The sequence below is a fragment of the Pseudomonas sp. N-137 genome (genome assembly GCF_034555295.1).
Classification (GTDB): Bacteria; Pseudomonadota; Gammaproteobacteria; order Pseudomonadales; family Pseudomonadaceae; genus Aquipseudomonas; species Aquipseudomonas rhizophila.
Map to the genome: position 1 here is coordinate 320275 of NZ_JAXUDQ010000004.1, position 24932 is coordinate 345206.

Sequence of the window (24932 nt, forward strand, 5' to 3'; positions counted from 1 at the left end):
CCAAGGCAATCGACATGACCGACATTCAGAACAAGAACTACATCATTGCCCTCGACCAGGGTACGACCAGCTCGCGGGCGATCATTTTCGACCGCGACGCCAATGTGGTCTGCACCGCCCAGCGCGAATTCGCCCAGCATTACCCCCAGGCCGGCTGGGTCGAACACGACCCGATGGAAATCTTCGCCACCCAGAGCGCGGTGATGGTCGAAGCCTTGGCCCAGGCTGGCCTGCATCATGACCAGGTCGCCGCGATCGGCATCACCAACCAGCGCGAAACCACCGTGGTCTGGGACAAGACCACCGGCCGGCCGATCTATAACGCCATTGTCTGGCAGTGCCGACGTAGCACCGAGATCTGCCAGCAACTCAAGCGTGACGGCCACGAACCGTACATCAGCGAAACCACCGGCCTGGTCACCGACCCGTATTTCTCCGGCACCAAGCTCAAGTGGATCCTGGACAACGTCGAAGGCAGCCGCGAACGCGCACGTAACGGCGAACTGCTGTTTGGCACCGTGGACAGCTGGCTGATCTGGAAATTTACCGGCGGCAAAGTCCACGTCACCGATTACACCAACGCCTCGCGCACCATGCTCTTCAATATTCACTCGCTGGAGTGGGACGCGAAGATGCTCGAGATTCTCGACATCCCTCGCGAAATGTTGCCGCAAGTGAAGTCGTCCTCGGAAATCTATGGCCGCACCAAGAGCGGCATCGCCATCGGTGGCATCGCCGGCGACCAGCAGGCCGCCCTGTTCGGCCAGATGTGCGTGGAGCCAGGCCAGGCGAAAAACACCTATGGCACCGGCTGCTTCCTGTTGATGAACACCGGCGACAAAGCCGTCAAATCCAATCATGGCATGCTCACCACCATCGCCTGCGGTCCTCGCGGCGAAGTGGCCTATGCTCTGGAAGGCGCGGTATTCAACGGCGGCTCCACCGTGCAGTGGCTGCGCGATGAGTTGAAAATCATCAATGACGCCCTCGATACCGAATACTTCGCCAACAAGGTCAAGGACAGCAACGGCGTGTACCTGGTACCGGCCTTCACCGGCCTGGGCGCCCCCTACTGGGACCCCTATGCCCGTGGCGCGCTGTTCGGCCTGACCCGCGGCGTGCGGGTCGACCACATCATTCGTGCAGCGCTGGAGTCGATTGCCTACCAGACCCGCGATGTACTCGACGCCATGCAGCAGGATTCGGGCGAACGCCTCAAGGCCCTGCGCGTGGACGGCGGCGCGGTAGCGAACAACTTCCTGATGCAGTTCCAGGCGGACATTCTCGGCACCCGGGTCGAACGCCCTAAAATGCGGGAAACCACGGCTTTGGGCGCCGCGTATCTGGCCGGCCTGGCGTGTGGTTTCTGGGGCAGCCTGGAAGAACTGCGCGGCAAGGCCGTGATCGAGCGCGAATTCGAACCGCAACTGGACGAGCAGGCCAAGGAAAAACTCTACGCCGGCTGGCAGAAAGCGGTCAGCCGCACCCGCGACTGGGAACCTCACGAAGACGCTGAATAAGCCGAAGCTGGGTACGACGAGGGTCGTGAAACTGGTCGGGAGGGGATTCCTGCGGCATCATGGGCAAATTTTGTATGGCAGCCCAAAGGAAGCCCCATGAATCTGCCTCCCCGTCAGCAGCAAATCCTCGAACTGGTCCGCGAACGCGGCTACGTCAGCATCGAGGAAATGGCGCAGCTATTCGTTGTCACCCCGCAGACCATCCGCCGCGACATCAATCAATTGGCGGAACTGAACCTGCTGCGTCGCTACCACGGCGGCGCGGCCTATGATTCGAGCGTTGAGAACACCGCCTACGCCATGCGCGCCGATCAGATGCGCGACGAGAAGCAACGCATCGCCGAAGCCATTGCCGCCCAGATCCCTGACCATGCCTCGCTGTTCATCAACATCGGCACCACCACCGAATCCATCGCCCGGGCGCTGCTCAATCACAACCACCTGAAGGTCATCACCAACAATCTGCACGTAGCTTCGATCCTCAGCGCCAAGGACGACTTCGAAGTCCTGATCGCAGGTGGAAATGTCAGACGCGACGGAGGCGTGGTAGGCCAGGCCAGCGTCGACTTCATCAACCAGTTCAAGGTCGACTTCGCCCTGGTGGGCATCAGCGGGATCGATGAAGACGGCAGCCTGCTGGATTTTGACTACCAGGAAGTGCGGGTCTCCCAGGCGATCATCGCCAACGCCCGGCAGGTGCTGCTGGCGGCGGACTCCAGCAAATTCGGGCGCAACGCCATGGTCAGGCTGGGACCGATCAGCCTGATCGATTGCCTGGTGACCGATCAGCAACCCGTGCCGGCCCTGGCGCAATTGCTGAGCCAGCACAAGATTCGGTTGGAAGTGGTCTGAGCTCCCCCCGAAACCCTGTGGCGAGGGGATTTATCCCCGCTTGGGCTGCGCAGCAGCCCCAATACAGTCAACTCAATTTGCCTCATATACCGAGTCGCCTGGTTTTAGGGCTGCTGTGAGCCCAGCGGGGATAAATCCCCTCGCCACAAAAGCATCTCCGACCACATCAGCGACCCGCTTCATGTTCGAAAATTTTCCTTTCAGCTTCCTTTGATCAGTATTTTCAATCGAAGTCTGCTGGCTGTTGCCGAGTTTATGGGCTAGTATTTTCGCAAATGAACATTAATGTTCGAATTCAAATATTTCGAAAAAAAGCCCGAGGCCAGCCGATGCCCACTTCTACCTTGCCTACGCCCCCTCTCGCTGAGGTTTACGACGTCGCCGTCATTGGCGGCGGGATCAACGGCGTAGGGATTGCCGCAGACGCAGCGGGTCGCGGCCTCTCGGTGTTCCTTTGCGAAAAGGACGACCTGGCCAGCCACACCTCCTCGGCCAGCAGCAAGCTGATCCATGGCGGCCTGCGCTACCTCGAACATTACGAATTCCGTCTGGTGCGCGAAGCGCTGGCCGAGCGCGAAGTGCTGTTGACCAAGGCTCCGCACATCGTCAAGCAGATGCGCTTCGTCTTGCCCCACCGCCCGCACTTGCGCCCCGCCTGGATGATTCGCGCCGGACTGTTCCTCTACGATCACCTGGGCAAGCGCGAACAACTTGCCGGTTCCAAAAGCCTGAAATTCGGCGCCGACAGCGCGCTGAAAAGCGAGATCACTAAAGGCTTTGAATACTCCGACTGCTGGGTCGACGATGCGCGCCTGGTGGTGCTCAACGCCATGGCCGCCCGGGAAAAAGGCGCCCATGTCCACACTCGCACACGTTGCGTGAACGCCCGTCGCAGTAAAGGCTTGTGGCATTTGCATCTGGAACGCGCCGACGGCAGCCTGTTTTCGATCCGCGCCAAGGCGCTGGTCAACGCGGCCGGTCCTTGGGTTGCCAAGTTCATTCGCGACGACCTGAAGCTGGAGTCGCCTTACGGCATTCGTCTGATCCAGGGCAGCCACCTGATCGTGCCGAAACTCTACGAAGGCGAGCACGCGCACATTCTTCAGAACGAAGACCAGCGCATCGTCTTCACCATTCCGTATCTGAACCAGTTCACCTTGATCGGCACGACCGACCGCGAATACACCGGCGACCCGGCCAAAGTGGCGATCACCGAGGGCGAAACCGATTATTTGCTCAAAGTGGTCAACGCGCACTTCAAGAAGCAGATCAGCCGCGACGATATCCTGCACAGTTATTCCGGTGTTCGGCCGTTGTGCAACGATGAATCCGACAACCCATCGGCCGTCACCCGGGACTACACCCTGGCGCTGTCGGGCAGTGCGGACGAAGCCCCGCTGCTGTCGGTGTTCGGCGGCAAGCTGACCACCTACCGCAAACTGGCCGAGTCGGCCATGGCGCAGTTGGCCCCGTATTTTACCCAGATGCGCCCCAGCTGGACTGCCGTGGCTACCCTCCCCGGCGGCGAAAACATGACCACCCCGCAAGCGCTGTGCTCGGCGATTCGTGACAAATTCGACTGGGTGCCGACCGAGCTTGCCCGTCGCTGGGCCACCACCTATGGCAGCCGCACCTGGCGCATGCTTGAAGGCGTGCACAACCTCGGTGACATGGGCGAATACATCGGCGCGGGCCTCTACACCCGGGAAGTCGACTACCTGTGCAGCGATGAATGGGCCATCGATGCCCACGATATCCTGTGGCGCCGCAGCAAACTTGGCTTGTTCACCACCGCGGCCGAACAGCAGAAGCTGCAGCAATACCTGGACAAGGTGGAGCACAACCGTCGCAAGATCGAAGCGGCCTGATCGGTTAACCGCTTATACGAAAGCCCCTGAATCAGGCGATTCAGGGGCTTTTTGCTATCTGGCATACACCGCCGCCCTCTGTGGGAGCGAGCCTGCTCGCGATGAGGCCATCAACTTCAACATAAGTCTCGCCAGGCAGACCGCTATCGCGAGCAGGCTCGCTCTCACAAGACATGGAGAGGCCGGAATGCATTCGGTTTTCCGAACAAGACTCACCAGTCAATTCGGCCAACCGGATAAACAACCTGTGGAAAAAATCAGAAAAAAGATTAATTACGTTTAAAAACAAACAGTTAATGTGAGTCAACTGGTCTGGCACGACTCATGCTCTACACTCCTTCGAGACGAATGCCTGCATGCCAACACAACAGGAGCTGCCAGGTACTTCGAAGCACTCAGGGCCGACGAACCGGCTGAATAAGAAAAACAATGTCGAGGAAATATCGATGCGCATCGTTCCCCATCTCCTGGGCGCAGCCATTGCTGCCGCTCTGATCAGCACCCCGGTTTTCGCTGCCGAACTGACCGGTACGCTGAAAAAGATCAAAGAGTCCGGCGTCATCACGCTCGGGCATCGCGACGCTTCCATTCCGTTTTCCTATATCGCGGACGCCTCCGGCAAACCGGTCGGCTATTCCCACGACATTCAGCTGAAAGTCGTCGAAGCCCTGAAAAAAGAACTGGACGTGCCGAACCTGCAGGTCAAGTACAACCTGGTGACCTCGCAAACCCGTATCCCACTGGTGCAAAACGGCACCGTCGACCTGGAATGCGGTTCCACCACCAACAACGTCGAGCGTCAACAGCAGGTTGATTTCTCTGTTGGCATCTTCGAGATCGGCACCAAGCTGCTGTCCAAGAAGGACTCCAAGTACAAGGACTTCGACGACCTCAAGGGCAAGAACGTCGTGACCACCGCCGGCACCACGTCCGAGCGCATCCTCAAGTCCATGAACGCCGATAAGCAAATGGGCATGAACGTGATCTCGGCCAAGGACCACGGCGAATCGTTCAACATGCTCGAAGGCGGCCGTGCCGTTGCCTTCATGATGGACGACGCCTTGCTGGCCGGTGAAATGGCCAAGGCCAAGAAACCAGGCGACTGGGCCGTGACCGGCACCCCGCAGTCCTTCGAAATCTACGGTTGCATGATGCGCAAGGGCGACGAGCCGTTCAAAAAAGCCGTCGATGACGCCATCAAGGCCACCTACGCTTCTGGCGAAATCAACAAGATCTACGAAAAATGGTTCATGCAGCCAATTCCGCCAAAAGGCCTGAACCTGAACTTCCCGATGAGCGAAGAGCTCAAGAAACTGATCGCCGAACCGACCGACAAAGCGGCCGACGAAAAGAAATCCTGATTCCTGACTAACCTTGTCCCCTGGAAGTGCTTTTGCGCTTTCAGGGGATGGTCACTCCCTGCTGGCATATCTGGAAACACTCGAACCGGTGGCTGTCGAGCCGATCGTGTGTGCCTGCCCTTCAAGGGTCAGGTGGGAATGGAGCTTCCCCAGGCGGGTATTTGCATATCGATCGATCTGAGGGGAGACCCTAATGAATTACAACTGGGACTGGGGCGTGTTCTTCAAGTCCACCGGCATCGGCAGCGAGATTTATCTCGACTGGTACGTGGCCGGCCTGGGCTGGACCATCGCCATCGCCGTCGCGGCCTGGATCATCGCCCTACTGCTGGGTTCGGTTCTGGGCGTGATGCGCACCGTGCCGAACCGGCTGGTGTCGGGTATCGCCACCGGCTACGTGGAGCTCTTTCGTAACGTACCGCTGCTGGTTCAGCTGTTCATCTGGTACTTCCTGGTGCCCGACTTGCTGCCTGCGGACCTGCAGGAGTGGTACAAGCAGGACCTGAACCCCACGACCTCGGCCTACCTGAGCGTCGTCGTGTGCCTGGGCCTGTTTACCGCCGCGCGGGTCTGCGAACAGGTTCGCACTGGTATTCAGGCGCTGCCGCGCGGCCAGGAATCCGCCGCCCGGGCCATGGGCTTCAAGCTGCCGCAAATCTACTGGAACGTGCTGCTGCCCCAGGCCTACCGGATCATCATTCCGCCGCTTACCTCGGAATTCTTGAACGTCTTCAAGAACTCCTCCGTGGCCTCGCTGATCGGCCTGATGGAATTGCTTGCACAGACCAAACAGACCGCCGAGTTCTCCGCCAACCTGTTCGAAGCCTTCACCCTGGCGACACTGATCTACTTCACCCTGAACATGAGCCTGATGCTGCTCATGCGCATGGTCGAGAAGAAAGTCGCGGTGCCCGGCCTGATTTCCGTGGGGGGTAAATAATGGAACTCGACTTCACTGGCATCATCCCGGCCATTCCCGGTTTGTGGAACGGCATGGTGATGACGCTCAAGCTGATGGCCCTGGGCGTCGTCGGCGGGATCATCCTGGGAACCATCCTGGCGCTGATGCGCCTGTCCCACAACAAGCTGATCTCCAGCATTGCCGGGGCCTACGTCAACTATTTCCGCTCGATCCCGCTGCTGCTGGTCATCACCTGGTTCTACCTGGCGGTGCCGTTCGTACTGCGCTGGATCACCGGCGAAGACACCCCTATCGGTGCGTTTGGCTCCTGCGTCGTGGCGTTCATGATGTTCGAGGCGGCCTACTTCTGCGAAATCGTGCGGGCCGGCGTGCAGTCGATCCCCAAGGGTCAGATGGGCGCCGCCCAGGCGCTGGGCATGAATTATGGCCAGACCATGCGCCTGATCATCCTGCCCCAGGCGTTTCGCAAGATGACCCCGCTGTTGTTGCAACAAAGCATCATCCTGTTTCAGGACACCTCGCTGGTCTACACCGTCGGTCTGGTGGATTTCCTCAATGCTTCGCGGGCCAATGGCGACATCATCGGCCGCTCCCATGAGTTCCTGATCATCGCAGGTCTCGTGTACTTCACAATCAGCTTTGCCGCCTCGCTGCTGGTCAAGCGTCTGCAAAAAAGGTTCGCCGTATGATCTCTATCAAGAACATCAACAAGTGGTATGGGGACTTCCAGGTACTGACCAATTGCAGCACCGAGGTCAGCAAGGGTGAAGTTGTGGTGGTGTGCGGCCCGTCGGGTTCGGGCAAGTCCACGCTGATCAAATGCGTGAACGCCCTGGAGCCGTTCCAGAAAGGCGACATCGTGGTCGACGGTACGTCCATCGCCGACCCGAAGACCAACCTGCCGAAACTGCGCTCGCGCGTTGGCATGGTGTTCCAGCACTTCGAGCTGTTCCCGCACCTGACCATCACCGAAAACCTGACCATCGCCCAGATCAAGGTGCTGGGCCGCAGCAAGGAAGAAGCCACCCAGAAAGGCCTGCAACTGCTTGAGCGGGTCGGTCTGTCGGCCCATGCCCACAAGCACCCGGGCCAGCTCTCCGGCGGCCAACAGCAGCGCGTGGCGATTGCCCGTGCCCTGGCGATGGACCCGATCGTGATGCTGTTCGACGAACCGACCTCGGCCCTTGACCCGGAAATGGTCAACGAAGTGCTCGACGTGATGGTGCAACTGGCCCACGAAGGCATGACCATGATGTGCGTGACCCACGAAATGGGCTTCGCCCGCAAAGTGGCGAACCGGGTGATCTTCATGGACCAGGGCCAGATCATCGAAGACTGCGAGAAGGAAGAGTTCTTCGGCGACATCAGCGCCCGCTCCGAACGTGCGCAGCATTTCCTTGAGAAAATCCTGCAGCACTAAACAACACCGCTCCCCACTGTGGGAGCGAGCTTGCTCGCGATAGCGGACTGCCAGTCACCTTATTGTCGACTGATCAGCAGTCATCGCGAGCAAGCTCGCTCCCACAAGGGAGCAGTGTTGGTTTGTCGATTTGTGTTGTGGTTGACCCAAGGCTTCTGTGATGAAATGCGACCCCACTCTCTATCGCGCCGCGCCGCCATCACTCGCCGTGAAGCCTCGTCTGATTCGCCATCTGTTCCTGCCGCCGCTGATCATTGCCCTGATGATCGGCCTGGGTTACCTCGGCTTCTGGATCAGTGAGCACTACGGCATTCGCAGCCTGGGCGAGAACGGCGAGCGCCAGTTGGAGCTGCACGCCCGTGCGGTCGAGAGCGAGATCAGCAAATACACCTACCTGCCCAGCCTGCTGGAGCTTGAATCCAGCGTATCGCAACTGCTCGACGACCCCACGCCCGAGCATCGCAAGACCGTCAACGAATACCTCGAAGGCCTGAACCGGCGCAGCCGCAGTCGGGCCATTTATGTGATGGACACCACAGGCCGGGTCATGGCGACCAGCAACTGGCGCGACGTCGACAGTTACCTGGGTGAAGACCTGTCCTTTCGCGCCTATTTCCAGAACGCCGTACGCGGTCAGCCCGGGCGCTTCTATGGCATCGGTAGCACCAGCGGCGAGCCTGGTTATTACCTGGCCCATGGTCTGGAACAGCAGGGCAAGATCATCGGCGTGGCGGTGGTCAAAGTGCGCCTGGAAGCCATGGAAGAGCGCTGGCAGCGCGCGCGCCTGGAAGCCTTCGTCAGCGACGAGAATGGCATCATCATTTTGTCCAGCGATCCGGCGCGGCGGCTCAAGTCCGTGCGACCGCTGAGCGACGAAACCAAAGAGCGCCTGGCCCGCAGCCTGCAGTATTACTGGTTCCCACTGAACGAGCTGGTTCCCCTGGCTCGGGAACGCCTGGCCGAAGGCATGGAAAAACTGACCTTCCCGGCCAACGCCGAACTGGTGTCCGACGAGCGGCCCATCAGCTATCTGTCACAGACCCGTCCCCTGAGCGACACACCCTGGAATTTCACCCTGCTGACGCCACTTGAAGACCTGCGTCGCCAGGCAATCAACCAGGGCATCCTGGTGGCCGTGGCCTTCGCCCTGGTGGCTTTCCTGCTGATCGCCTGGAACGAGCGGCGCAAGGTCATCGCCACTCGCCTCGCTGCCCGGGAGGCCTTGCAGGAAGCCAACAACCAGCTCGAACGTCGGATTACCGAACGCACCACCGACCTGCGGGCCAGCAATGAACGGCTCAAGGGCCAGATCCGCGAACGGCGGCAGGCCGAAGAGACGTTGCGCCGGGCCCAGGACGAACTGGTGCAGGCCGGCAAACTCGCCGCCATTGGCCAGATGTCCACCAGCATCGCCCATGAACTCAACCAGCCGCTGGCCGCGCTGCGTACCCTGTCCGGCAACACCGTGCGCTTTCTTGAGCGGGGCCAGTTGGATATCGCCAGCGCCAACCTCAAGACCATCAACGACCTGATCGACCGCATGGGCCGGATCACCGCCAGCCTGCGCTCCTTCGCCCGGCGCGGGGACGACCAGGGCCGGGCCAGCCTCGGCAAGGCGGTCGAAGCCGCGCTGCAACTGCTGGGCAGCCGCCTCGAAAGCCTGAAGATCCAGGTGCATGCCGGTTACGATGACGTGCAGGTACAGATCGACCAGACGCGTCTTGAACAAATCCTGGTGAACCTGATCGGCAACGCCCTGGACGCCATGCAGAGCCAACCCGAGCCGCGGCTGTGGCTTGAAGGCACTGCCTCGGATGGCAAATATCGCCTGCGGGTGCGGGACAACGGCCATGGCATCGATCCCGAGGCGCGCAAGCATTTGTTCGAACCCTTCTTCACCACCAAACCCGGCGAACAGGGCCTGGGCCTGGGCCTGACCCTTTCGGCGAGCCTGGCCGCCGCCGCGGGCGGGCATCTGGAGGTCGAACACCCGGCCGAAGGTGGAACCACGTTTGCCCTCAGTTTACCGTTGGTAAGCCCTTTACCTGCCGAGCAGCCATGAATAACGACCTGAGCGTACTGATCGTCGAAGACGACCCCCATGTCCTGCTGGGTTGCCAGCAGGCCCTGTCCCTGGAAGACATTCCCTGCATCGGCGTGGGCAGCGCCGAAGAGGCCCTGGAGCGGGTCGGCGATGACTTTGCCGGCATCGTCATCAGCGACATTCGCCTGCCGGGCATCGATGGCCTGGAGCTGCTGACCCGCCTCAAGGCCCGGGACCGCAGCCTGCCGGTGGTGCTGATCACCGGCCACGGCGACATCTCCATGGCCGTCGGCGCCATGCAAAAAGGCGCCTATGACTTCATGGAGAAACCCTTCTCCCCCGAACGCCTGGTGGACGTCGCCCGCCGCGCCCTGGAGCAACGCAGCCTGGCCCGGGAGGTTTCATCGCTGCGCCGGCAACTGGCCGAACGCGACTCCCTGGAAGGCCGGATCATCGGCCGTTCACCGGCCATGCAGCACCTGCGAGAACTGATCGCCAACGTAGCCGACACCTCGGCCAACGTGCTGATCGAAGGTGAAACCGGCACCGGCAAGGAACTGGTCGCGCGCTGCCTGCACGACTTCAGCCGACGTCACAGCAAACAATTCGTCGCGCTCAACTGCGGCGGCCTGCCGGAGAACCTGTTCGAAAGCGAGATTTTCGGCCACGAGGCCAACGCCTTTACCGGCGCCGGCAAACGACGGATCGGCAAGATCGAGCACGCCGACGGCGGCACGCTGTTTCTCGATGAAGTGGAAAGCATGCCCCTGCCCTTGCAGATCAAGTTGCTGCGGGTGTTGCAGGAACGCACCCTCGAGCGGCTGGGTTCGAACCAGAGTGTGGCCGTGGATTGCCGGGTCATCGCCGCCACCAAGTCCGACCTGGACGAACTGGGCCGGGCCGGGCAGTTTCGCAGCGACTTGTATTACCGCCTCAACGTGGTGACCCTGGAACTGCCGCCCCTGCGCGAGCGCCGCGAAGACATTCTGCAACTGTTCGAGCATTTCCTGCAGCAGTCGTCCCTGCGTTTCGACCGCACGGTCCCGGAGCTGGACAACCAGACGCTGTCCAACCTGATGAGCCACGACTGGCCGGGCAACGTGCGGGAACTGCGCAACGTCGCCGAGCGCTATGCACTCGGCCTGCCGGCCTTCAAGAAGTCGGGGGCCAGCGGCGCCAGCCAGGGCCTGGCCTTCGCCGAAGCGGTGGAAGCCTTCGAACGCAACCTGCTGGTGGACGCCCTGCAACGCAGCGGTGGCAATCTGACCCAGGCCAGTCTCGAACTGGGCATGGCCAAGACCACGCTGTTCGACAAAGTCAAAAAATATGGCCTGAGCCATTAACCTGGGGCAGTAAACCTGTGGACCTGATTTTCAAAGCAGCGCTAGGTGCCGCCGTGGTGGTCATCCTGGCGATGCTCGCCAAGACCAAGAACTATTACATCGCCGGACTGGTGCCACTGTTTCCCACCTTCGCCCTGATCGCCCACTACATTGTCGGCAAGGGCCGCTCGGTGGACGATCTGAAAACCACCATCGTGTTTGGCATGTGGTCGATCATCCCCTACTTCGTCTACCTGGCGACGCTGTATGTGATGGTCGACCGGATGCGCCTGGAGGCTTCGCTGGCCGTGGCGGCGGTGGCGTGGCTGATGGCGGCGACGGTGCTGGTCAGCGTGTGGATGAGACTCCACAGCTGACCCCGTAGGAGCGCCTGTCCTAACCAGTGGCTCAATAACCGACGGTAAAGCGCTGCCGCGAAAACTGCGGCGTCTCCACTTCATCGATCATTGCAATGGCGTAATCGGCAAAGCTGATCCAGCTGCGCCCGGCGGCGTCGAACAGCAGGTGATCCTTGCCGATACGGAACTGACCGGTGCGCTCGGTCTCGACGAACTCCGCCGAGGGCGAGAGGAAGGTCCAGTCCAGGTCCTGTTCCTTGAGCAGCACGTCCAGGAACAATGCTCCGGCGCTGGCTTCGGCGAGGTATTCCTCAGGGAAGCCTTCGCTGTCGATCACACGGCTATTGTCCGGCAGCAGCAACGAACCGGCCCCGCCCACCACCAGCAAGCGCTTGACCCCGGCAGCCTTGATTGGGGCGATGACCTTGTCGGCCGGCACGGTGGCGAAATGGGCGGCGCAGATCACCACATCATGACCGGCTACCGCTGCGATTAAGGCCTCGCTGTCCAATACATCCAACTGCTGGCTGACCACACCGGCCCTCTTACCGATCTTGGCCGTGTTACGGGCAATGGCCGTCACGCTGTGGCCACGACGCAGGGCTTCTTCCAACAACTGGCTGCCAGCCCGACCGGTGGCGCCGATGATTGCGATTTTGCTCATGATGTTCTCCATTGGTTAGCGATGTTGAAATACAGGCTCTTGTGGCGAGGGGATTTATCCCCGCTGGGCTGCGTAGCAGCCCTATAGCTGACATTGAGGTTTATCAGACGGAGCGCTTCGCCTGTTTTGGGGTTGCTGCGCAACCCAGCGGGGATAAATCCCCTCGCCACAACGGTGCTCTGATCAAAGATCGGTATTCACCACTTCATCTCACCCTTGGCCACCTTGGCACTGAGCTCCAGGGAGCTGTCTTCCCCCAGATCGGGGTAGCGCTGCTTCATGGCGGCGATCAGGGCGGCGGAGTCCTTGGCTTTGGCGGTTTCTTCGTCGAAGGCCTTGATGTACTCGGCGGTAAATTTCACCGGAGCCAGGGACCGGGCACTATCACCCAGGTAATGGCCGGGAATCACAGTGTTCGGTTGCAGTTTTTCAATGCCCTCCAGCGTCGCCAGCCAATCCTTGTGGGACTGCGGCGTCTGCGTGTCGGCCATCCAGACGTGAATGTTCTCGGCCACCACGACGCCGCCGACCACCGCCTTGATCGACGGGATCCACACGAAGCTGCGGTCCGGTTGCGGGCCATCAAGACCGATGATCTGCAAGCGCTTGCCCTCCAGGGTCAGGCTGTCGCCCTTGAGTACCTGGGGTACGATCGCTTTGCTCGGCGCATCCGCCTTGAGGATCGGCCCCCAATATTTCAACTTGCCGTCCATGGTGTGCTTGATGTGTTCAACGGTCGGCGCAGAGGCCAGCACCTTGGCATCCGGGAACGCGGCGGTCAGGGTCTCCAGACCAAAATAGTAGTCGGGATCGCCGTGGCTGATGTAGATCGTGGTCAATTGCTTGCCGCTGGCGCGGATTTTCTGCACCACCTGTTCGGCCTGGGACTTGCCAAACTGGGCGTCCACCAACACCACTTCTTTTTCCCCACTGACCAATACCGAGGTCACCGGGAAAACGGCCGTCGCGCCAGGGTTGTAGACCTCCAGGGCAAGGTCGGCTGCCCAGGTGTTGGCCGCAAAAATCATCGAAGCGCTGGTCAGCAGCAGACGCTTGAATAAGGTGGATCCGGTCATGTTGTGCTCCGTTGTGCATAAGCCCGATTGGGAATGAGCGCAGCTTAGGGACCTGACTCGTTTCAAAAAATGCGATGCTTGGACATAGTTTGTTTCTGAAATCGGGCAAATCATGGATCGTCTACAAGCAATGCAAGTGTTCGTCGCCGTGGTGGAACTGGGCAGTCAGTCGGCAGCAGCCGAACACCTGGACCTGTCACGACCGGTGGTGTCACGGTATCTGGCGGAACTGGAAGACTGGGTCGGTGCCCGGCTGATGCATCGCACCACCCGCAAATTGAGCCTGACGGCCGCGGGTTTGGAGATCCTGCCGCGCTGTCGGCAGATGCTGGATCTGTCCGGCGACATGCAGGCCGCCGTCAGTACGTCGGACGATGCGCCACGGGGTATGCTGCGCATCAGCGCCAGCACCTCGTTCGGCCAGGCCCAATTGGCGGCAGCCATGACCGAGTTCGTCGTGCGCTACCCAGGGGTCAGCGTCGACCTGCAAATGCTCGACCGCACCGTGAACCTGGTGGACGAACGCATCGACCTGGCGATCCGCATGAGCAACGACCTGGACCCGAACCTGATTGCCCGGCGCCTCACAGTCTGTCGCTCGGTGATCTGCGCCTCGCCCGGCTACCTGCGTGAACACCCAACGCCCCAACGGGTCGAGGATTTGAGCCGGCACAACTGCCTGACCCACTCCTACGTCGGCAAGAGCCTGTGGCATTTCGAGCAGGACGGCGAGCAGGTCTCGGTGCCGGTGCAGGGCAACATCAGCGCCAACGAAGCCAGCACATTGCTGCAGGCAACGATATCCGGTGCGGGCGTGGCGATGCTGCCCAGCTACCAGGCCGGCACCCACATCAAGAACGGCGAACTGATCCGCCTGTTACCCCACGCCGAACCCCGCCGGATGAACATGTACGCGGTGTATGCCTCACGCAAACACATGCCGTCGGCGCTGCGCAGCCTGCTGGATTTTTTGGTGCTCAAGTTTCCCGAGAGGCCGGAGTGGGATATTGGGTTGTAGCTGCCGCCTGAGGGACTTCTGTGGGAGCGAGCTTGCTCGCGATGGCGGCGTGTCAGCCACCCTTTTATTGACTGACACACCGCTATCGCGAGCAAGCTCGCTCCCACAGGGGGTCACCGCCGTTCTCAAGTACTGCACCAGGATTTCACCAATAGCCCGCCCCAAGGCATACTTGCCACCCTCCGTATTCCAGAACCCAGAACCGCCCCATGCGTATCCACGTCAGTTTCATCGACCGCGTCGGCATTACCCAGGAAGTCCTGGCGCTGCTCGGTGGGCGCAATCTCAATCTGGATGCGGTGGAGATGGTGCCGCCCAACGTCTACATCGATGCCCCGACCCTCAGCCCGCAGGTGCTGGACGAATTACGCGAGGCGCTGTTCAGCGTGCGGGGCGTGCAGGCGGTCACCGTGGTGGACATCCTGCCCGGCCAGCGTCGGCATTTGCAGCTCGACGCCCTGCTCGCGGCCATGACCGACCCGGTACTGGCCCTCGACAGCGCCGGCCACGTATTGCTGGCCAACCCGGCGTTGATCGCCCTGTACGGGCGTGAACCGGCCGGGGAAAGCGTTGCCGAGCTGTTCGGTGACGAAGCCCTGTTGGTCGCTCTGCTGGAGAATGGTTTCCGCCTGCCGCTTCGGGAAATCACCCTCAACGGCCAGACCTTACTGCTGGACGCCACGCCCATTACAAACGCCGGTGCGTTGCTGACCCTCTATCAGCCAAACCGCATCGGCGAACGCCTATCGGCGCTGCACCACGACCACGCCGAAGGGTTTGACGCGTTGCTGGGCGAATCCCCGGCGATCCGCACCCTCAAGGCCCGGGCCCAGCGGGTAGCGGCGTTGGATGCACCGTTGCTGATCCAGGGCGAAACCGGCACGGGCAAAGAGCTGGTGGCCCGGGCCTGCCATGCCATCAGTGCCCGCCACGGCGCGCCGTTCCTGGCCCTGAACTGTGCGGCGCTGCCGGAGAATCTGGCCGAAAGTGAACTGTTCGGCTACGCCCCCGGCGCCTTCACCGGCGCGCAACGGGGTGGCAAGCCGGGGCTGATGGAACTGGCGAACCAGGGCACGGTATTTCTCGATGAAATCGGCGAGATGTCGCCCTACCTGCAAGCCAAGCTGCTGCGGTTCTTGAACGATGGCAGCTTCCGTCGGGTCGGCGGCGACCGGGAAATCAAGGTCAACGTGCGAATCCTCAGCGCGACCCACCGCAACCTGGAAAAAATGGTCAGCGAAGGTTCGTTCCGCGAAGACCTGTTCTATCGCCTGAACGTGCTCAACGTCGAAGTGCCGCCGCTACGTGAACGCGGCCAGGACATCTTGCTGCTGGCGCGCTACTTCATGCAGCAGGCCTGTGCGCAAATCCAGCGCCCGGTCTGCCGCTTGGCCCCCGGCACCTACCCGGCGCTGCTGGGCAACCGCTGGCCGGGCAATGTGCGGCAATTGCAGAACGTGATCTTCCGCGCCGCGGCCATTTGTGAAAGCAGCCTGGTGGACATTGGCGACCTGGACATTGCCGGCACGTCTGTGGCGCGCCAGGGTGACGTGGAAGTCGAGAGCCTTGAGCAAGCGGTGGAAGCCTTCGAAAAACATCTGCTCGAAAGCCTCTACGTCAACTACCCCTCGACCCGCCAGCTCGCCAGCCGCCTGCAAACCTCCCATACAGCGATTGCCCATCGGTTGCGTAAATACGGGATTTCCGGCAAGCCGTAAGCACGCTGCTGCCCTCTGTGGGAGCGAGCCTGCTCGCGATAGCGATGTATCAGTCAATATCCGTGCTGGCTGACCCACCGCTATCGCGAGCAGGCTCGCTCCCACATTGGGACCTGCGGCGTATCCGGAACCTGGCTCAAAAACGACCTCCACCTGTACTGAAAGCGCTACAGCGGAACGATATCGATACACTTGGCGCTAAGCTGCGCCGCGCAAGGCTTTGATCCCACAACGATTTTTTCCAGGCGTATAGCTGTAGCGTTTTCGCTACAGCTCAATACAGCCTGCGCTCGACAGAACCAAGTAAGCCATTGATATATAAGTATTTATCAGCATTGGCCGCATTCTTGCTAAGGATATAACCATTCGGCCGGGCCAAGCCCCGCGCCTTTCTTCGCGTCCACCAGACGAATCTGGCCCCAGGAGTTTCCATGAGCGAGTTGCGTTTCACTGAAGATCACGAATGGCTGCGCACTGAAGCCGACGGCAGCGTTACCGTCGGTATTACCGCGTTTGCCCAGAACGCCTTGGGCGATGTGGTCTATGTTCAGTTACCGGAACTGCAAAGCTACGCCAAGGGTGACGAAGCCTCTACCGTGGAATCGGTGAAAGCCGCCAGCGGTGTGTACATGCCGCTGGACGGAGAAGTGCTGGAAGTGAACCCGGCCCTGGAAAGCAATCCGGAACTGGTCAACGAAGATCCGCTGGGCGAAGGCTGGTTTTTCCGATTCAAGCCCGCCGACGCCACCCAAGTTGACCAACTGCTGAATCAGGACGCCTATGACCGCCTGATCAAAGCCAACGCCGAAGCCTGAGGAGCGCAACATGACCGTTAATCTCGGCACCGCCAACGAATTCATCGCCCGCCACATCGGCCCGCGAGCCAGCGACGAGCAAGCCATGCTCGAGCGCCTGGGCTACGACTCCCTGGAAGCGTTGAGCGCCAGCGTCATTCCGGAAAGCATCAAGGGCACCAGCGTGCTGGACATGGGCGACGGCCAGAGCGAAGCCGATGCACTGGCCTCGATCAAGGCCATCGCCGGCAAGAACCAACTGTTCAAGACCTACATCGGCCAGGGCTACTACAACTGCCACACGCCAGCGCCGATCCTGCGCAACCTGCTGGAAAACCCGGCCTGGTACACCGCCTATACCCCCTACCAGCCGGAAATTTCCCAGGGCCGTCTCGAAGCGCTGCTGAACTTCCAGACCTTGATCAGCGACCTGACCGGCCTGCCGATCGCCAACGCATCCTTGCTGGACGAAGCCACCGCCGCGGCCGAGGCCATGACCTTCTGCAAGCGCCTGAGCAAGAACAAGGGCAGCAATGCCTTCTTCGCTTCCCGCCATTGCCACCCGCAAACCCTCGATGTGCTGCGCACCCGTGCCGAGCCCTTGGGCATCGACGTGGTCGTGGGCGACGAACGCGAACTGACCGATGTCGGCAGTTTCTTCGGCGCGCTGTTGCAATACCCAGCCAGCAACGGTGACCTGTTCGATTACCGTGAACTGACCGAACGCTTCCATGCCGCCAACGCCCTGGTCGCTGTCGCCGCAGACCTGCTGGCCCTGACCCTGCTGACGGCACCGGGTGAGTTCGGCGCCGACGTGGCCATCGGCAGCGCCCAGCGCTTCGGCGTGCCATTGGGCTTTGGCGGCCCACACGCGGCGTATTTCTCTACCAAGGATGCCTTCAAGCGCGATATGCCGGGCCGCCTTGTGGGTGTTTCCGTGGACCGTTTCGGCAAGCCGGCCTTGCGCCTGGCGATGCAGACCCGCGAACAACACATCCGTCGCGAGAAAGCCACGAGCAACATTTGCACCGCCCAGGTCTTGCTGGCCAACATCGCCAGCATGTACGCCGTGTATCACGGCCCTAAAGGCCTGACTCAAATCGCCAACCGCATCCACCACCTCACCGCGATCCTCGCCAAGGGCCTGGGCGCGTTGGGCCTGGCTGTCGAGCAGGACAGCTTTTTCGACACCCTGACCCTGCACACCGGCGCGCAAACCACCGCCCTGCACGACAAGGCGCGTGCCCAGCGCATCAACCTGCGCGTGGTGGACGCTGAACGCCTGGGCCTGTCCCTGGACGAAACCACCTGCCAGGCTGACGTCGAAACGTTGTGGAGCCTGTTGGCCGACGGCAAGGCCCTGCCGGACTTCGCCGCCCTGGCCGCCACCGTGCAAAGCCGTATCCCGGCCGAGCTGGTGCGCCAGTCGGCGGTCCTCAGCCACCCGGTGTTCAACCGCTATCACTCCGAAACCGAGCTGATGCGCTACCTGCGCAAGCTCGCCGACAAGGACTTGGCCCTGGATCGCACCATGATCCCGCTGGGTTCCTGCACCATGAAACTCAACGCCGCCAGCGAAATGATCCCGGTGACCTGGGCCGAGTTCGGCGCCCTGCACCCGTTCGCCCCCGCCGAACAGAGCGCCGGCTACCAGCAACTGACCGACGAACTGGAAGCCATGCTCTGCGCTGCCACCGGTTACGACGCGGTGTCGTTGCAACCAAACGCCGGTTCCCAGGGTGAATACGCCGGTCTGCTGGCGATCCGCGCCTATCACCAGAGCCGTGGCGAAGACCGTCGCGATATCTGCCTGATCCCATCGTCGGCCCACGGCACCAACCCGGCCACCGCCAACATGGCCGGCATGCGTGTGGTCGTGACCGCCTGCGATGCTCGCGGCAACGTCGACATCGAAGACCTGCGGGCCAAGGCCACCGAGCACCGCGAACACCTCGCGGCGCTGATGATCACCTACCCGTCCACCCACGGTGTGTTCGAGGAAGGCATCCGCGAAATCTGCGGGATCATTCATGACAACGGCGGCCAGGTGTACATCGACGGCGCCAACATGAACGCCATGGTCGGCCTCTGCGCCCCGGGCAAGTTCGGTGGCGACGTGTCGCACCTGAACCTGCACAAGACCTTTTGCATTCCTCACGGCGGTGGCGGCCCGGGTGTCGGCCCGATCGGCGTCAAGTCCCACCTGGCACCGTTCCTGCCGGGCCACGCCAACATGGCGCGCAAGGAAGGCGCGGTGTGCGCGGCGCCATTTGGCAGCGCAAGCATCCTGCCGATCACCTGGATGTACATCCGCATGATGGGCGGTGCGGGCCTCAAGCGTGCCTCGCAGTTGGCAATCCTCAACGCCAACTACATTGCCCGCCGTCTGGAAGAACACTACCCAGTGCTCTACTCCGGCAGCAACGGCCTGGTGGCCCACGAATGCATCCTCGACCTGCGCCCGCTCAAGGACAGCAGCGGCATCAGCGTCGATGACGTGGCCAAGCGCCTGATCGACTTCGGCTTCCACGCCCCGACCATGTCGTTCCCAGTGGCCGGTACGCTGATGATCGAGCCGACCGAAAGCGAATCCAAGGAAGAACTGGACCGCTTCTGCGACGCCATGATCTGCATCCGCGAAGAAATCCGCGCGGTGGAAAACGGCAGCCTGGACAAAGACGACAACCCACTGAAAAACGCCCCCCACACCGCCGCGGAAATCGTCGGCGAGTGGACCCACCCCTATAGCCGCGAACAAGCGGTGTACCCGGTGGCGTCGTTGATCGACGGCAAATACTGGCCGCCGGTGGGCCGGGTCGACAACGTGTTCGGCGACCGCAACCTGGTCTGCGCCTGCCCGTCGATCGAAAGCTACGCTTGACCTGAGCGGAGGGCGATCTACCAGCCCTCCGCATCCTCTGTGGGAGCGAGCCTGCTCGCGATAGCGGCGTAACAGCCAATAGAGATGTTGCCTGACACTCCGCTATCGCGAGCAGGCTCGCTCCCACAAGGATCTATGCCAGACCTTAAACCGTCGATCCTCATAAAAAGAAACCGGAGAAACACCATGTCGTTAAGCGTGTTCGACCTGTTCAAAATCGGCATCGGCCCCTCCAGTTCCCACACGGTCGGCCCGATGCGTGCCGCTGCCCGTTTCGTCGAAGGGCTGCGTCGTGATGACCTGCTCAACACCACCGCCAGCGTCAAGGTCGAGCTCTACGGCTCACTCGGCGCCACCGGCAAAGGCCACGGCAGTGACAAGGCCGTGCTGCTGGGTCTGGAAGGCGAACACCCGGATACCGTGGACACTGAAACGGTTGACGCCCGCTTGCGAGAGATTCGCAGCAACGGGCGCCTGAACCTGCTGGGTGAACACTGCATTGAATTCAACGAAAAACTGCACCTGGCGATGATTCGCAAGCCGCTGCCTTTTCATCCCAACGGCATGATCTTCCGCGCCTTCGATGCGGCGGGCCTGCAGGTGCGCAGCCGCGAGTATTACTCGGTAGGCGGTGGTTTTGTCGTCGACGAAAGCGCTGCCGGCGCCGACCGTATCGTCGAAGATGCCACCCCCCTGACCTTCCCGTTCAAAAGCGCCAAGGACTTGTTGAGCCACTGCACCACCTATGGCTTGTCCATCAGCCAGGTGATGCTGACCAACGAAAGTGCCTGGCGCCCCGAAGCCGAAACCCGCGCCGGCCTGCTGAAGATCTGGCAGGTGATGCAGGATTGCGTGGCGGCCGGCTGCCGCAACGAAGGCATTCTGCCGGGCGGGCTGAAGGTCAAGCGCCGGGCGGCGGCGCTGCACCGTCAGTTGTGCAAGAACCCGGAAGCTGCCCTGCGCGACCCGCTGTCGGTGCTGGACTGGGTCAACCTGTATGCCCTGGCCGTCAACGAAGAAAACGCCTACGGTGGCCGCGTCGTCACCGCGCCGACCAACGGCGCGGCGGGAATCATCCCGGCCGTACTGCATTACTACATGCGCTTCATCCCTGGGGCCAATGAAGATGGCGTCGTGCGGTTCCTGCTGACCGCCGCCGCCATCGGCATCCTGTACAAGGAAAACGCCTCCATCTCCGGCGCCGAAGTCGGTTGCCAGGGTGAAGTCGGCGTGGCCTGTTCCATGGCCGCCGGCGCCCTGTGCGAAGTGCTCGGCGGCACCGTGCAGCAAGTGGAAAACGCCGCCGAAATCGGCATGGAACACAACCTCGGCCTGACCTGCGACCCCATCGGCGGCCTGGTGCAAGTGCCGTGCATCGAGCGCAACGCCATGGGCTCGGTGAAAGCCATCAATGCGGTGCGCATGGCCATGCGCGGCGACGGGCATCACTTCGTTTCCCTCGACAAAGTCATCCGCACCATGCGCCAGACCGGCGCCGACATGAAAAGCAAATACAAGGAGACCGCCCGCGGCGGTCTGGCGGTCAACATCATCGAATGCTGATGCGCTTGCCTCACTTCTACATTTTTTCCAGGAGCTGATATGTCCACCGAACCATTGCTGAAGACCCCGTTGCACGCCCTGCACCTCGAACTCGGCGCCCGCATGGTGCCGTTCGCCGGCTATGACATGCCGGTGCAATACCCATTGGGCGTGATGAAAGAACATCAGCACACCCGCGATCAGGCCGGGCTGTTCGACGTGTCCCACATGGGCCAGATCCGCCTGAGCGGCGCAAATGCCGCCAAAGCCTTGGAAACCCTGGTGCCGGTGGACATCATCGACCTGCCGGTGGGCATGCAGCGCTATGCCATGTTCACCAACGAAAACGGCGGCATCCTCGACGACCTGATGGTCGCCAACCTGGGCAACGACGAGCTGTTCCTGGTGGTCAACGCGGCCTGCAAGGAGCAGGACCTGGCCCACCTGCGCGCCCATATCGGCGACCAGTGCAGCATCGAGCCACTGTTCGAAGCCCGCGCCCTGCTCGCCCTGCAAGGCCCGGCCGCCGTCACCGTGCTTGCACGACTGGCGCCAGACGTGGCGAAGATGACCTTCATGCAGTTCCAGCGCGTCACGCTGCTGGGTATGGACTGCTTTGTCAGCCGTTCGGGTTACACCGGTGAAGACGGTTTCGAGATCTCGGTGCCCGCCGCCGAGGCCGAAAAGCTGGCCCGCGCCCTACTGGCAGAGCCGGAAGTGGCCGCCATCGGTCTGGGCGCTCGCGACTCCCTGCGCCTGGAAGCCGGCCTGTGCCTTTATGGCCACGACATGAACACCGAAACGACCCCGATCGAAGCCAGCCTGCTGTGGGCGATCTCTAAAGCCCGCCGCGCCGATGGCGTCAGGGCCGGTGGTTTCCCGGGCGCTGAAACCGTGTTCGCCCAGCAACAGGGCGGCGTGAAGCGCAAACGCGTCGGCCTGCTGCCCCAGGAACGCACCCCCGTGCGCGAAGGTGCAGAGATCGTCGACGAAGCGGGCGAGATTATCGGTACGGTGTGCAGCGGCGGTTTCGGCCCGACCCTGGGCGCTCCGTTGGCGATGGGTTACCTGGACAGCGCCTATGTCGCACTGGATACGCCAGTCTGGGCCATCGTGCGTGGGAAAAAAGTGCCTTTGCTTGTAAGCAAAATGCCATTTGTTCCACAACGCTACTACCGCGGTTGATTGACTGTTTCTATACGTAACGCGGTTGCGTTATACGTGCACTAATGTGTAACGCAACCGCCATAAAAAGGTGCATCTACTCGATATTGAAATTGCACCTATAACGTTGAAAACAATTGAACTAGCCTATCGAATAAGCCCCAGCCCGCAGCCCCTATAAATACGAGAATGCCGAGCAAATACGGGCCTTCAGAGGGGGTTGTTTTTTTGTTCATAGTTGGCGTAGAGTTTGATCACTGTGTTTGCATGGGTCGCTTGGAACCGTGACCTGGGCAGTAGCTTATGAAGTTCGCTACATCCCGCTCGACGTCTCTTACTTTCCTGCAACCCAGCCCCAGTACTCTTTCATGTGGAAGAGGCTGTCATTAATTTAGCGTCAAGGAAATAAGAAAATGTCTGATCGTCAGAGCGGTACCGTCAAGTGGTTCAACGACGAAAAAGGTTTTGGTTTTATCACTCCTGAAAACGGTCCGGATCTGTTCGTGCACTTCCGCGCCATCCAGGGCACCGGTTTCAAAAGCCTGAAGGAAGGCCAGAAAGTCACTTTCGTCGCAGTGCAGGGCCAAAAAGGCATGCAGGCCGACCAAGTGGAACCCCTCCCATAGGTTGTAGCTTTTGCGCATTAAAAAAGCCCCTGATTGATATCAGGGGCTTTTTTATGGGCGTAAATCCGTAAAATGGCCTCTTTTTCGTCCGAGGCCGTCATGCCCAAACACCTGCTCATCCCCCAAGGCGAGTTCCCTCCCGCCACCCTGGGCCGTCGCCTGGCCGCGATGTTCTATGACTTTTTGCTGTGCACAGCCCTGCTGATCGTCACTGGCGGCGTCTACAAGATGATTCAGATGGCGATCATCGGCGAAGAAAAAATGCGCGCCCTCACCGACGCCGGCGCACTGGACGGCGACCCGCTACTGTCCACCGTGCTGCTTTTCGTGCTGTTCGGCTTCTTCGCCAAGTTCTGGACCCACAACGGCCAGACCCTGGGCATGCAGGTGTGGTGCATTCGCGTGCAGAACGCCGATGGCACGGCGATCAGTCTGTGGCAGGCCCTGTTGCGATTTGTCGTGTCGATCGCCTCATTGCTGCTGGTGGGACTGGGCTTCATCTGGTCGCTGTTCGACAAGCGCAAGCGCACCTGGCATGACATCTACTCGGATACGCAGCTGGTGCGAATTCCCAAGAAAAAGAAATAGGTCGCAAGCTGCAAGCTTTGGACTTGCAGCTTGCAACTTGGAGCTACCTTCAGGCATTGCCCGCCAGCTTCATCCGCGCCGCCTGAGTGAAGTCCAGCATGCGCTTGAGCGGGCGAATGGCCTGGGGGATCAGCGCCGGGTCGACGAATATCTCGTTGGTGCCTTCCTGCAGGCTCTTGAGCGTGCGCTCCAGGGTATTCATCGCCATCCACGGGCAGTGCGCGCAACTGCGGCATGCCGCGCCGTTGCCGGCGGTGGGGGCTTCGATGAAGACCTTGTCGGGGCACAACTGCTGCATCTTGTAGAAGATGCCACGGTCAGTGGCGACGATCAGTGTTTTGTTTGGCAGGCTTTGGGCCGCGGCGATCAACTGGCTGGTGGAGCCCACCGCGTCGGCCAGTTCAATCACCGAAGTTGGCGACTCAGGGTGCACCAGGATCGCGGCGTCCGGGTACAGCGCCTTCATGTCCTCCAACTGCTTGGACTTGAACTCTTCGTGAACGATGCAGGCGCCGTCCCAGAGCAGCATGTCGGCGCCGGTCTTGCGCTGGATATAAGTGCCCAGGTGCTTGTCGGGGCCCCAGATGATCGTCTCGCCGTTGTCCATCAGGCTCTCGACGATTTCCAGTGCGCAACTGGACGTCACCACCCAGTCGGCCCGGGCTTTGACCGCTGCCGACGTGTTGGCGTACACCACCACGGTGCGTTCCGGATGCTGGTCGCAGAACGCCGAGAACTCCTCCACCGGGCAACCCAGGTCCAGGGAGCACGTGGCTTCCAGGGTCGGCATCAATACGCGTTTTTCGGGGTTGAGGATCTTGGCGGTCTCGCCCATGAACTTGACCCCGGCCACCACCACGGTCTTGGCCGGATGGGCGTTGCCGAAGCGGGCCATTTCCAGGGAGTCGGACACACAGCCCCCGGTCTCTTCGGCCAGGGCCTGGATGATCGGGTCGCAGTAGAAGTGCGCGACCAGCACCGCATCCTGAGCCTTGAGCTCGGCGGCGATGGCGGCGCGGTACCAGGCCTCTTGCTCGGCGGTCAGCGGCTTGGGCTGTTTGGCGTCGAGATGGGCCTGAACCAGAAGGCGTTCGGAAATTTGCGTCATGTTCGCAAGACCTGCAGGCGCGTTTTGCGCGAAAGTCGAGTATACACCCGGCTCCGGACCACTCGGGTACCGCCGGGAAAGTGGG

The 24932-nt window shown here is 61.2% G+C and carries 21 protein-coding genes; 18 read left to right on the forward strand and 3 right to left on the reverse strand.

Annotated features, from left to right (window positions below; translation table 11 throughout):
• Positions 1–14 precede the first annotated feature (14 nt).
• The 10 genes from glpK (at position 15) to T3A99_RS01970 (ending at position 11686) form a co-directional block, all read left to right on the forward strand.
• Positions 15–1520 (forward strand): glycerol kinase GlpK, encoded by a 1506-nt coding sequence (gene glpK / locus T3A99_RS01925; RefSeq protein WP_139049301.1) that lies wholly within the window; start codon positions 15–17, stop codon positions 1518–1520.
• Between the two features lie 96 nt (positions 1521–1616).
• Positions 1617–2372 carry a DeoR/GlpR family transcriptional regulator gene (locus T3A99_RS01930; protein WP_047227030.1) on the forward strand — a complete coding sequence of 252 codons (756 nt, stop codon included), beginning with the start codon at positions 1617–1619 and terminating at the stop codon, positions 2370–2372.
• A 329-nt stretch (positions 2373–2701) separates the two neighbouring features.
• A complete protein-coding gene (glpD, locus tag T3A99_RS01935) occupies positions 2702–4240 on the forward strand; it encodes a glycerol-3-phosphate dehydrogenase (protein WP_173406630.1) in 1539 nt (512 codons plus the stop codon).
• A gap of 446 nt (positions 4241–4686) precedes the next feature.
• Positions 4687–5601 (forward strand): glutamate/aspartate ABC transporter substrate-binding protein, encoded by a 915-nt coding sequence (locus T3A99_RS01940; RefSeq protein ID WP_047227033.1) that lies wholly within the window; start codon positions 4687–4689, stop codon positions 5599–5601.
• 193 nt (positions 5602–5794) lie between these two features.
• Positions 5795–6541, forward strand: coding sequence for an amino acid ABC transporter permease (locus tag T3A99_RS01945; RefSeq protein WP_047227034.1), 747 nt, complete (start codon positions 5795–5797; stop codon positions 6539–6541).
• Entirely contained in the window at positions 6541–7212 is a 672-nt protein-coding gene (locus T3A99_RS01950; protein WP_047227035.1) for an amino acid ABC transporter permease, read from the forward strand. The genes T3A99_RS01945 and T3A99_RS01950 overlap by 1 nt, the downstream gene beginning before the upstream one ends.
• Positions 7209–7943, forward strand: coding sequence for an amino acid ABC transporter ATP-binding protein (locus T3A99_RS01955; protein ID WP_047227036.1), 735 nt, complete (start codon positions 7209–7211; stop codon positions 7941–7943). Before T3A99_RS01950 ends, T3A99_RS01955 begins: the two co-directional genes overlap by 4 nt.
• 160 nt (positions 7944–8103) lie before the next feature.
• The gene (locus T3A99_RS01960; RefSeq protein ID WP_188252001.1) at positions 8104–10005 is read left to right on the forward strand and encodes a sensor histidine kinase; all 1902 of its coding nucleotides are present in this window, start codon (positions 8104–8106) and stop codon (positions 10003–10005) included.
• On the forward strand, positions 10002–11330 hold the full coding sequence (locus T3A99_RS01965; RefSeq protein ID WP_047227038.1) for a sigma-54-dependent transcriptional regulator: 1329 nt from the start codon (positions 10002–10004) through the stop codon (positions 11328–11330). The genes T3A99_RS01960 and T3A99_RS01965 overlap by 4 nt, the downstream gene beginning before the upstream one ends.
• Before the next feature lie 26 nt (positions 11331–11356).
• Positions 11357–11686, forward strand: coding sequence for a GlpM family protein (locus T3A99_RS01970; RefSeq protein ID WP_173407518.1), 330 nt, complete (start codon positions 11357–11359; stop codon positions 11684–11686).
• 31 nt (positions 11687–11717) lie between these two features.
• Here the strand turns inward: T3A99_RS01970 and T3A99_RS01975 are convergent, their stop codons facing one another.
• A complete protein-coding gene (locus T3A99_RS01975; protein ID WP_047227040.1) occupies positions 11718–12332 on the reverse strand; it encodes an NAD(P)-dependent oxidoreductase in 615 nt (204 codons plus the stop codon).
• Between the two features lie 197 nt (positions 12333–12529).
• Positions 12530–13408 carry an MBL fold metallo-hydrolase gene (locus T3A99_RS01980; RefSeq protein WP_047227041.1) on the reverse strand — a complete coding sequence of 293 codons (879 nt, stop codon included), beginning with the start codon at positions 13406–13408 and terminating at the stop codon, positions 12530–12532.
• Positions 13409–13520: 112 nt separating this feature from the next.
• On the opposite strand from T3A99_RS01980, the gene T3A99_RS01985 reads away from it, so the two are divergent.
• From T3A99_RS01985 to T3A99_RS02020, 8 genes are all read left to right on the forward strand, one after another.
• Complete coding sequence (locus tag T3A99_RS01985; protein WP_274089929.1) at positions 13521–14426, forward strand: LysR family transcriptional regulator; 906 nt, start codon at positions 13521–13523, stop codon at positions 14424–14426.
• A gap of 209 nt (positions 14427–14635) precedes the next feature.
• Complete coding sequence (locus tag T3A99_RS01990; RefSeq protein ID WP_047227043.1) at positions 14636–16144, forward strand: sigma-54-dependent transcriptional regulator; 1509 nt, start codon at positions 14636–14638, stop codon at positions 16142–16144.
• Between the two features lie 431 nt (positions 16145–16575).
• The gene (gene gcvH, locus T3A99_RS01995) at positions 16576–16959 is read left to right on the forward strand and encodes a glycine cleavage system protein GcvH (RefSeq protein WP_047227044.1); all 384 of its coding nucleotides are present in this window, start codon (positions 16576–16578) and stop codon (positions 16957–16959) included.
• A gap of 10 nt (positions 16960–16969) precedes the next feature.
• On the forward strand, positions 16970–19819 hold the full coding sequence (gcvP, locus tag T3A99_RS02000; RefSeq protein WP_047227045.1) for an aminomethyl-transferring glycine dehydrogenase: 2850 nt from the start codon (positions 16970–16972) through the stop codon (positions 19817–19819).
• Between the two features lie 186 nt (positions 19820–20005).
• Positions 20006–21382: an L-serine ammonia-lyase gene (locus T3A99_RS02005; protein WP_107321979.1), complete on the forward strand. Its 1377-nt coding sequence runs from the start codon at positions 20006–20008 to the stop codon at positions 21380–21382.
• 39 nt (positions 21383–21421) lie between these two features.
• Positions 21422–22546 carry a glycine cleavage system aminomethyltransferase GcvT gene (gene gcvT / locus T3A99_RS02010; RefSeq protein ID WP_274089930.1) on the forward strand — a complete coding sequence of 375 codons (1125 nt, stop codon included), beginning with the start codon at positions 21422–21424 and terminating at the stop codon, positions 22544–22546.
• Positions 22547–22938: 392 nt separating this feature from the next.
• A complete protein-coding gene (locus T3A99_RS02015; protein ID WP_139049289.1) occupies positions 22939–23151 on the forward strand; it encodes a cold-shock protein in 213 nt (70 codons plus the stop codon).
• Between the two features lie 99 nt (positions 23152–23250).
• Positions 23251–23739 carry an RDD family protein gene (locus T3A99_RS02020; protein WP_047227123.1) on the forward strand — a complete coding sequence of 163 codons (489 nt, stop codon included), beginning with the start codon at positions 23251–23253 and terminating at the stop codon, positions 23737–23739.
• Positions 23740–23788: 49 nt separating this feature from the next.
• Here T3A99_RS02020 and nadA read toward each other — a convergent pair whose 3' ends face one another.
• Positions 23789–24847 carry a quinolinate synthase NadA gene (nadA, locus tag T3A99_RS02025; protein ID WP_047227049.1) on the reverse strand — a complete coding sequence of 353 codons (1059 nt, stop codon included), beginning with the start codon at positions 24845–24847 and terminating at the stop codon, positions 23789–23791.
• Positions 24848–24932 lie beyond the last annotated feature (85 nt).

Excerpts from the sequence above, each read along its gene's own strand:
- T3A99_RS01955 (WP_047227036.1), top strand. The coding sequence starts at position 7,209 with ATGATCTCTATCAAGAACATCAACAAGTGGTATGGGGACTTCCAGGTA.
- gcvT (WP_274089930.1), top strand. The coding sequence starts at position 21,422 with ATGTCCACCGAACCATTGCTGAAGACCCCGTTGCACGCCCTGCACCTC.
- gcvH (WP_047227044.1), top strand. The coding sequence starts at position 16,576 with ATGAGCGAGTTGCGTTTCACTGAAGATCACGAATGGCTGCGCACTGAA.
- T3A99_RS01975 (WP_047227040.1), bottom strand. The coding sequence starts at position 12,332 with ATGAGCAAAATCGCAATCATCGGCGCCACCGGTCGGGCTGGCAGCCAG.
- glpK (WP_139049301.1), top strand. The coding sequence starts at position 15 with ATGACCGACATTCAGAACAAGAACTACATCATTGCCCTCGACCAGGGT.
- T3A99_RS01940 (WP_047227033.1), top strand. The coding sequence starts at position 4,687 with ATGCGCATCGTTCCCCATCTCCTGGGCGCAGCCATTGCTGCCGCTCTG.
- T3A99_RS01965 (WP_047227038.1), top strand. The coding sequence starts at position 10,002 with ATGAATAACGACCTGAGCGTACTGATCGTCGAAGACGACCCCCATGTC.
- T3A99_RS01930 (WP_047227030.1), top strand. The coding sequence starts at position 1,617 with ATGAATCTGCCTCCCCGTCAGCAGCAAATCCTCGAACTGGTCCGCGAA.
- T3A99_RS02020 (WP_047227123.1), top strand. The coding sequence starts at position 23,251 with ATGCCCAAACACCTGCTCATCCCCCAAGGCGAGTTCCCTCCCGCCACC.
- T3A99_RS01985 (WP_274089929.1), top strand. The coding sequence starts at position 13,521 with ATGGATCGTCTACAAGCAATGCAAGTGTTCGTCGCCGTGGTGGAACTG.
- gcvP (WP_047227045.1), top strand. The coding sequence starts at position 16,970 with ATGACCGTTAATCTCGGCACCGCCAACGAATTCATCGCCCGCCACATC.
- nadA (WP_047227049.1), bottom strand. The coding sequence starts at position 24,847 with ATGACGCAAATTTCCGAACGCCTTCTGGTTCAGGCCCATCTCGACGCC.
- glpD (WP_173406630.1), top strand. The coding sequence starts at position 2,702 with ATGCCCACTTCTACCTTGCCTACGCCCCCTCTCGCTGAGGTTTACGAC.
- T3A99_RS01950 (WP_047227035.1), top strand. The coding sequence starts at position 6,541 with ATGGAACTCGACTTCACTGGCATCATCCCGGCCATTCCCGGTTTGTGG.
- T3A99_RS01980 (WP_047227041.1), bottom strand. The coding sequence starts at position 13,408 with ATGACCGGATCCACCTTATTCAAGCGTCTGCTGCTGACCAGCGCTTCG.
- T3A99_RS01945 (WP_047227034.1), top strand. The coding sequence starts at position 5,795 with ATGAATTACAACTGGGACTGGGGCGTGTTCTTCAAGTCCACCGGCATC.
- T3A99_RS02015 (WP_139049289.1), top strand. The coding sequence starts at position 22,939 with ATGTCTGATCGTCAGAGCGGTACCGTCAAGTGGTTCAACGACGAAAAA.
- T3A99_RS01960 (WP_188252001.1), top strand. The coding sequence starts at position 8,104 with ATGAAATGCGACCCCACTCTCTATCGCGCCGCGCCGCCATCACTCGCC.
- T3A99_RS01990 (WP_047227043.1), top strand. The coding sequence starts at position 14,636 with ATGCGTATCCACGTCAGTTTCATCGACCGCGTCGGCATTACCCAGGAA.
- T3A99_RS02005 (WP_107321979.1), top strand. The coding sequence starts at position 20,006 with ATGTCGTTAAGCGTGTTCGACCTGTTCAAAATCGGCATCGGCCCCTCC.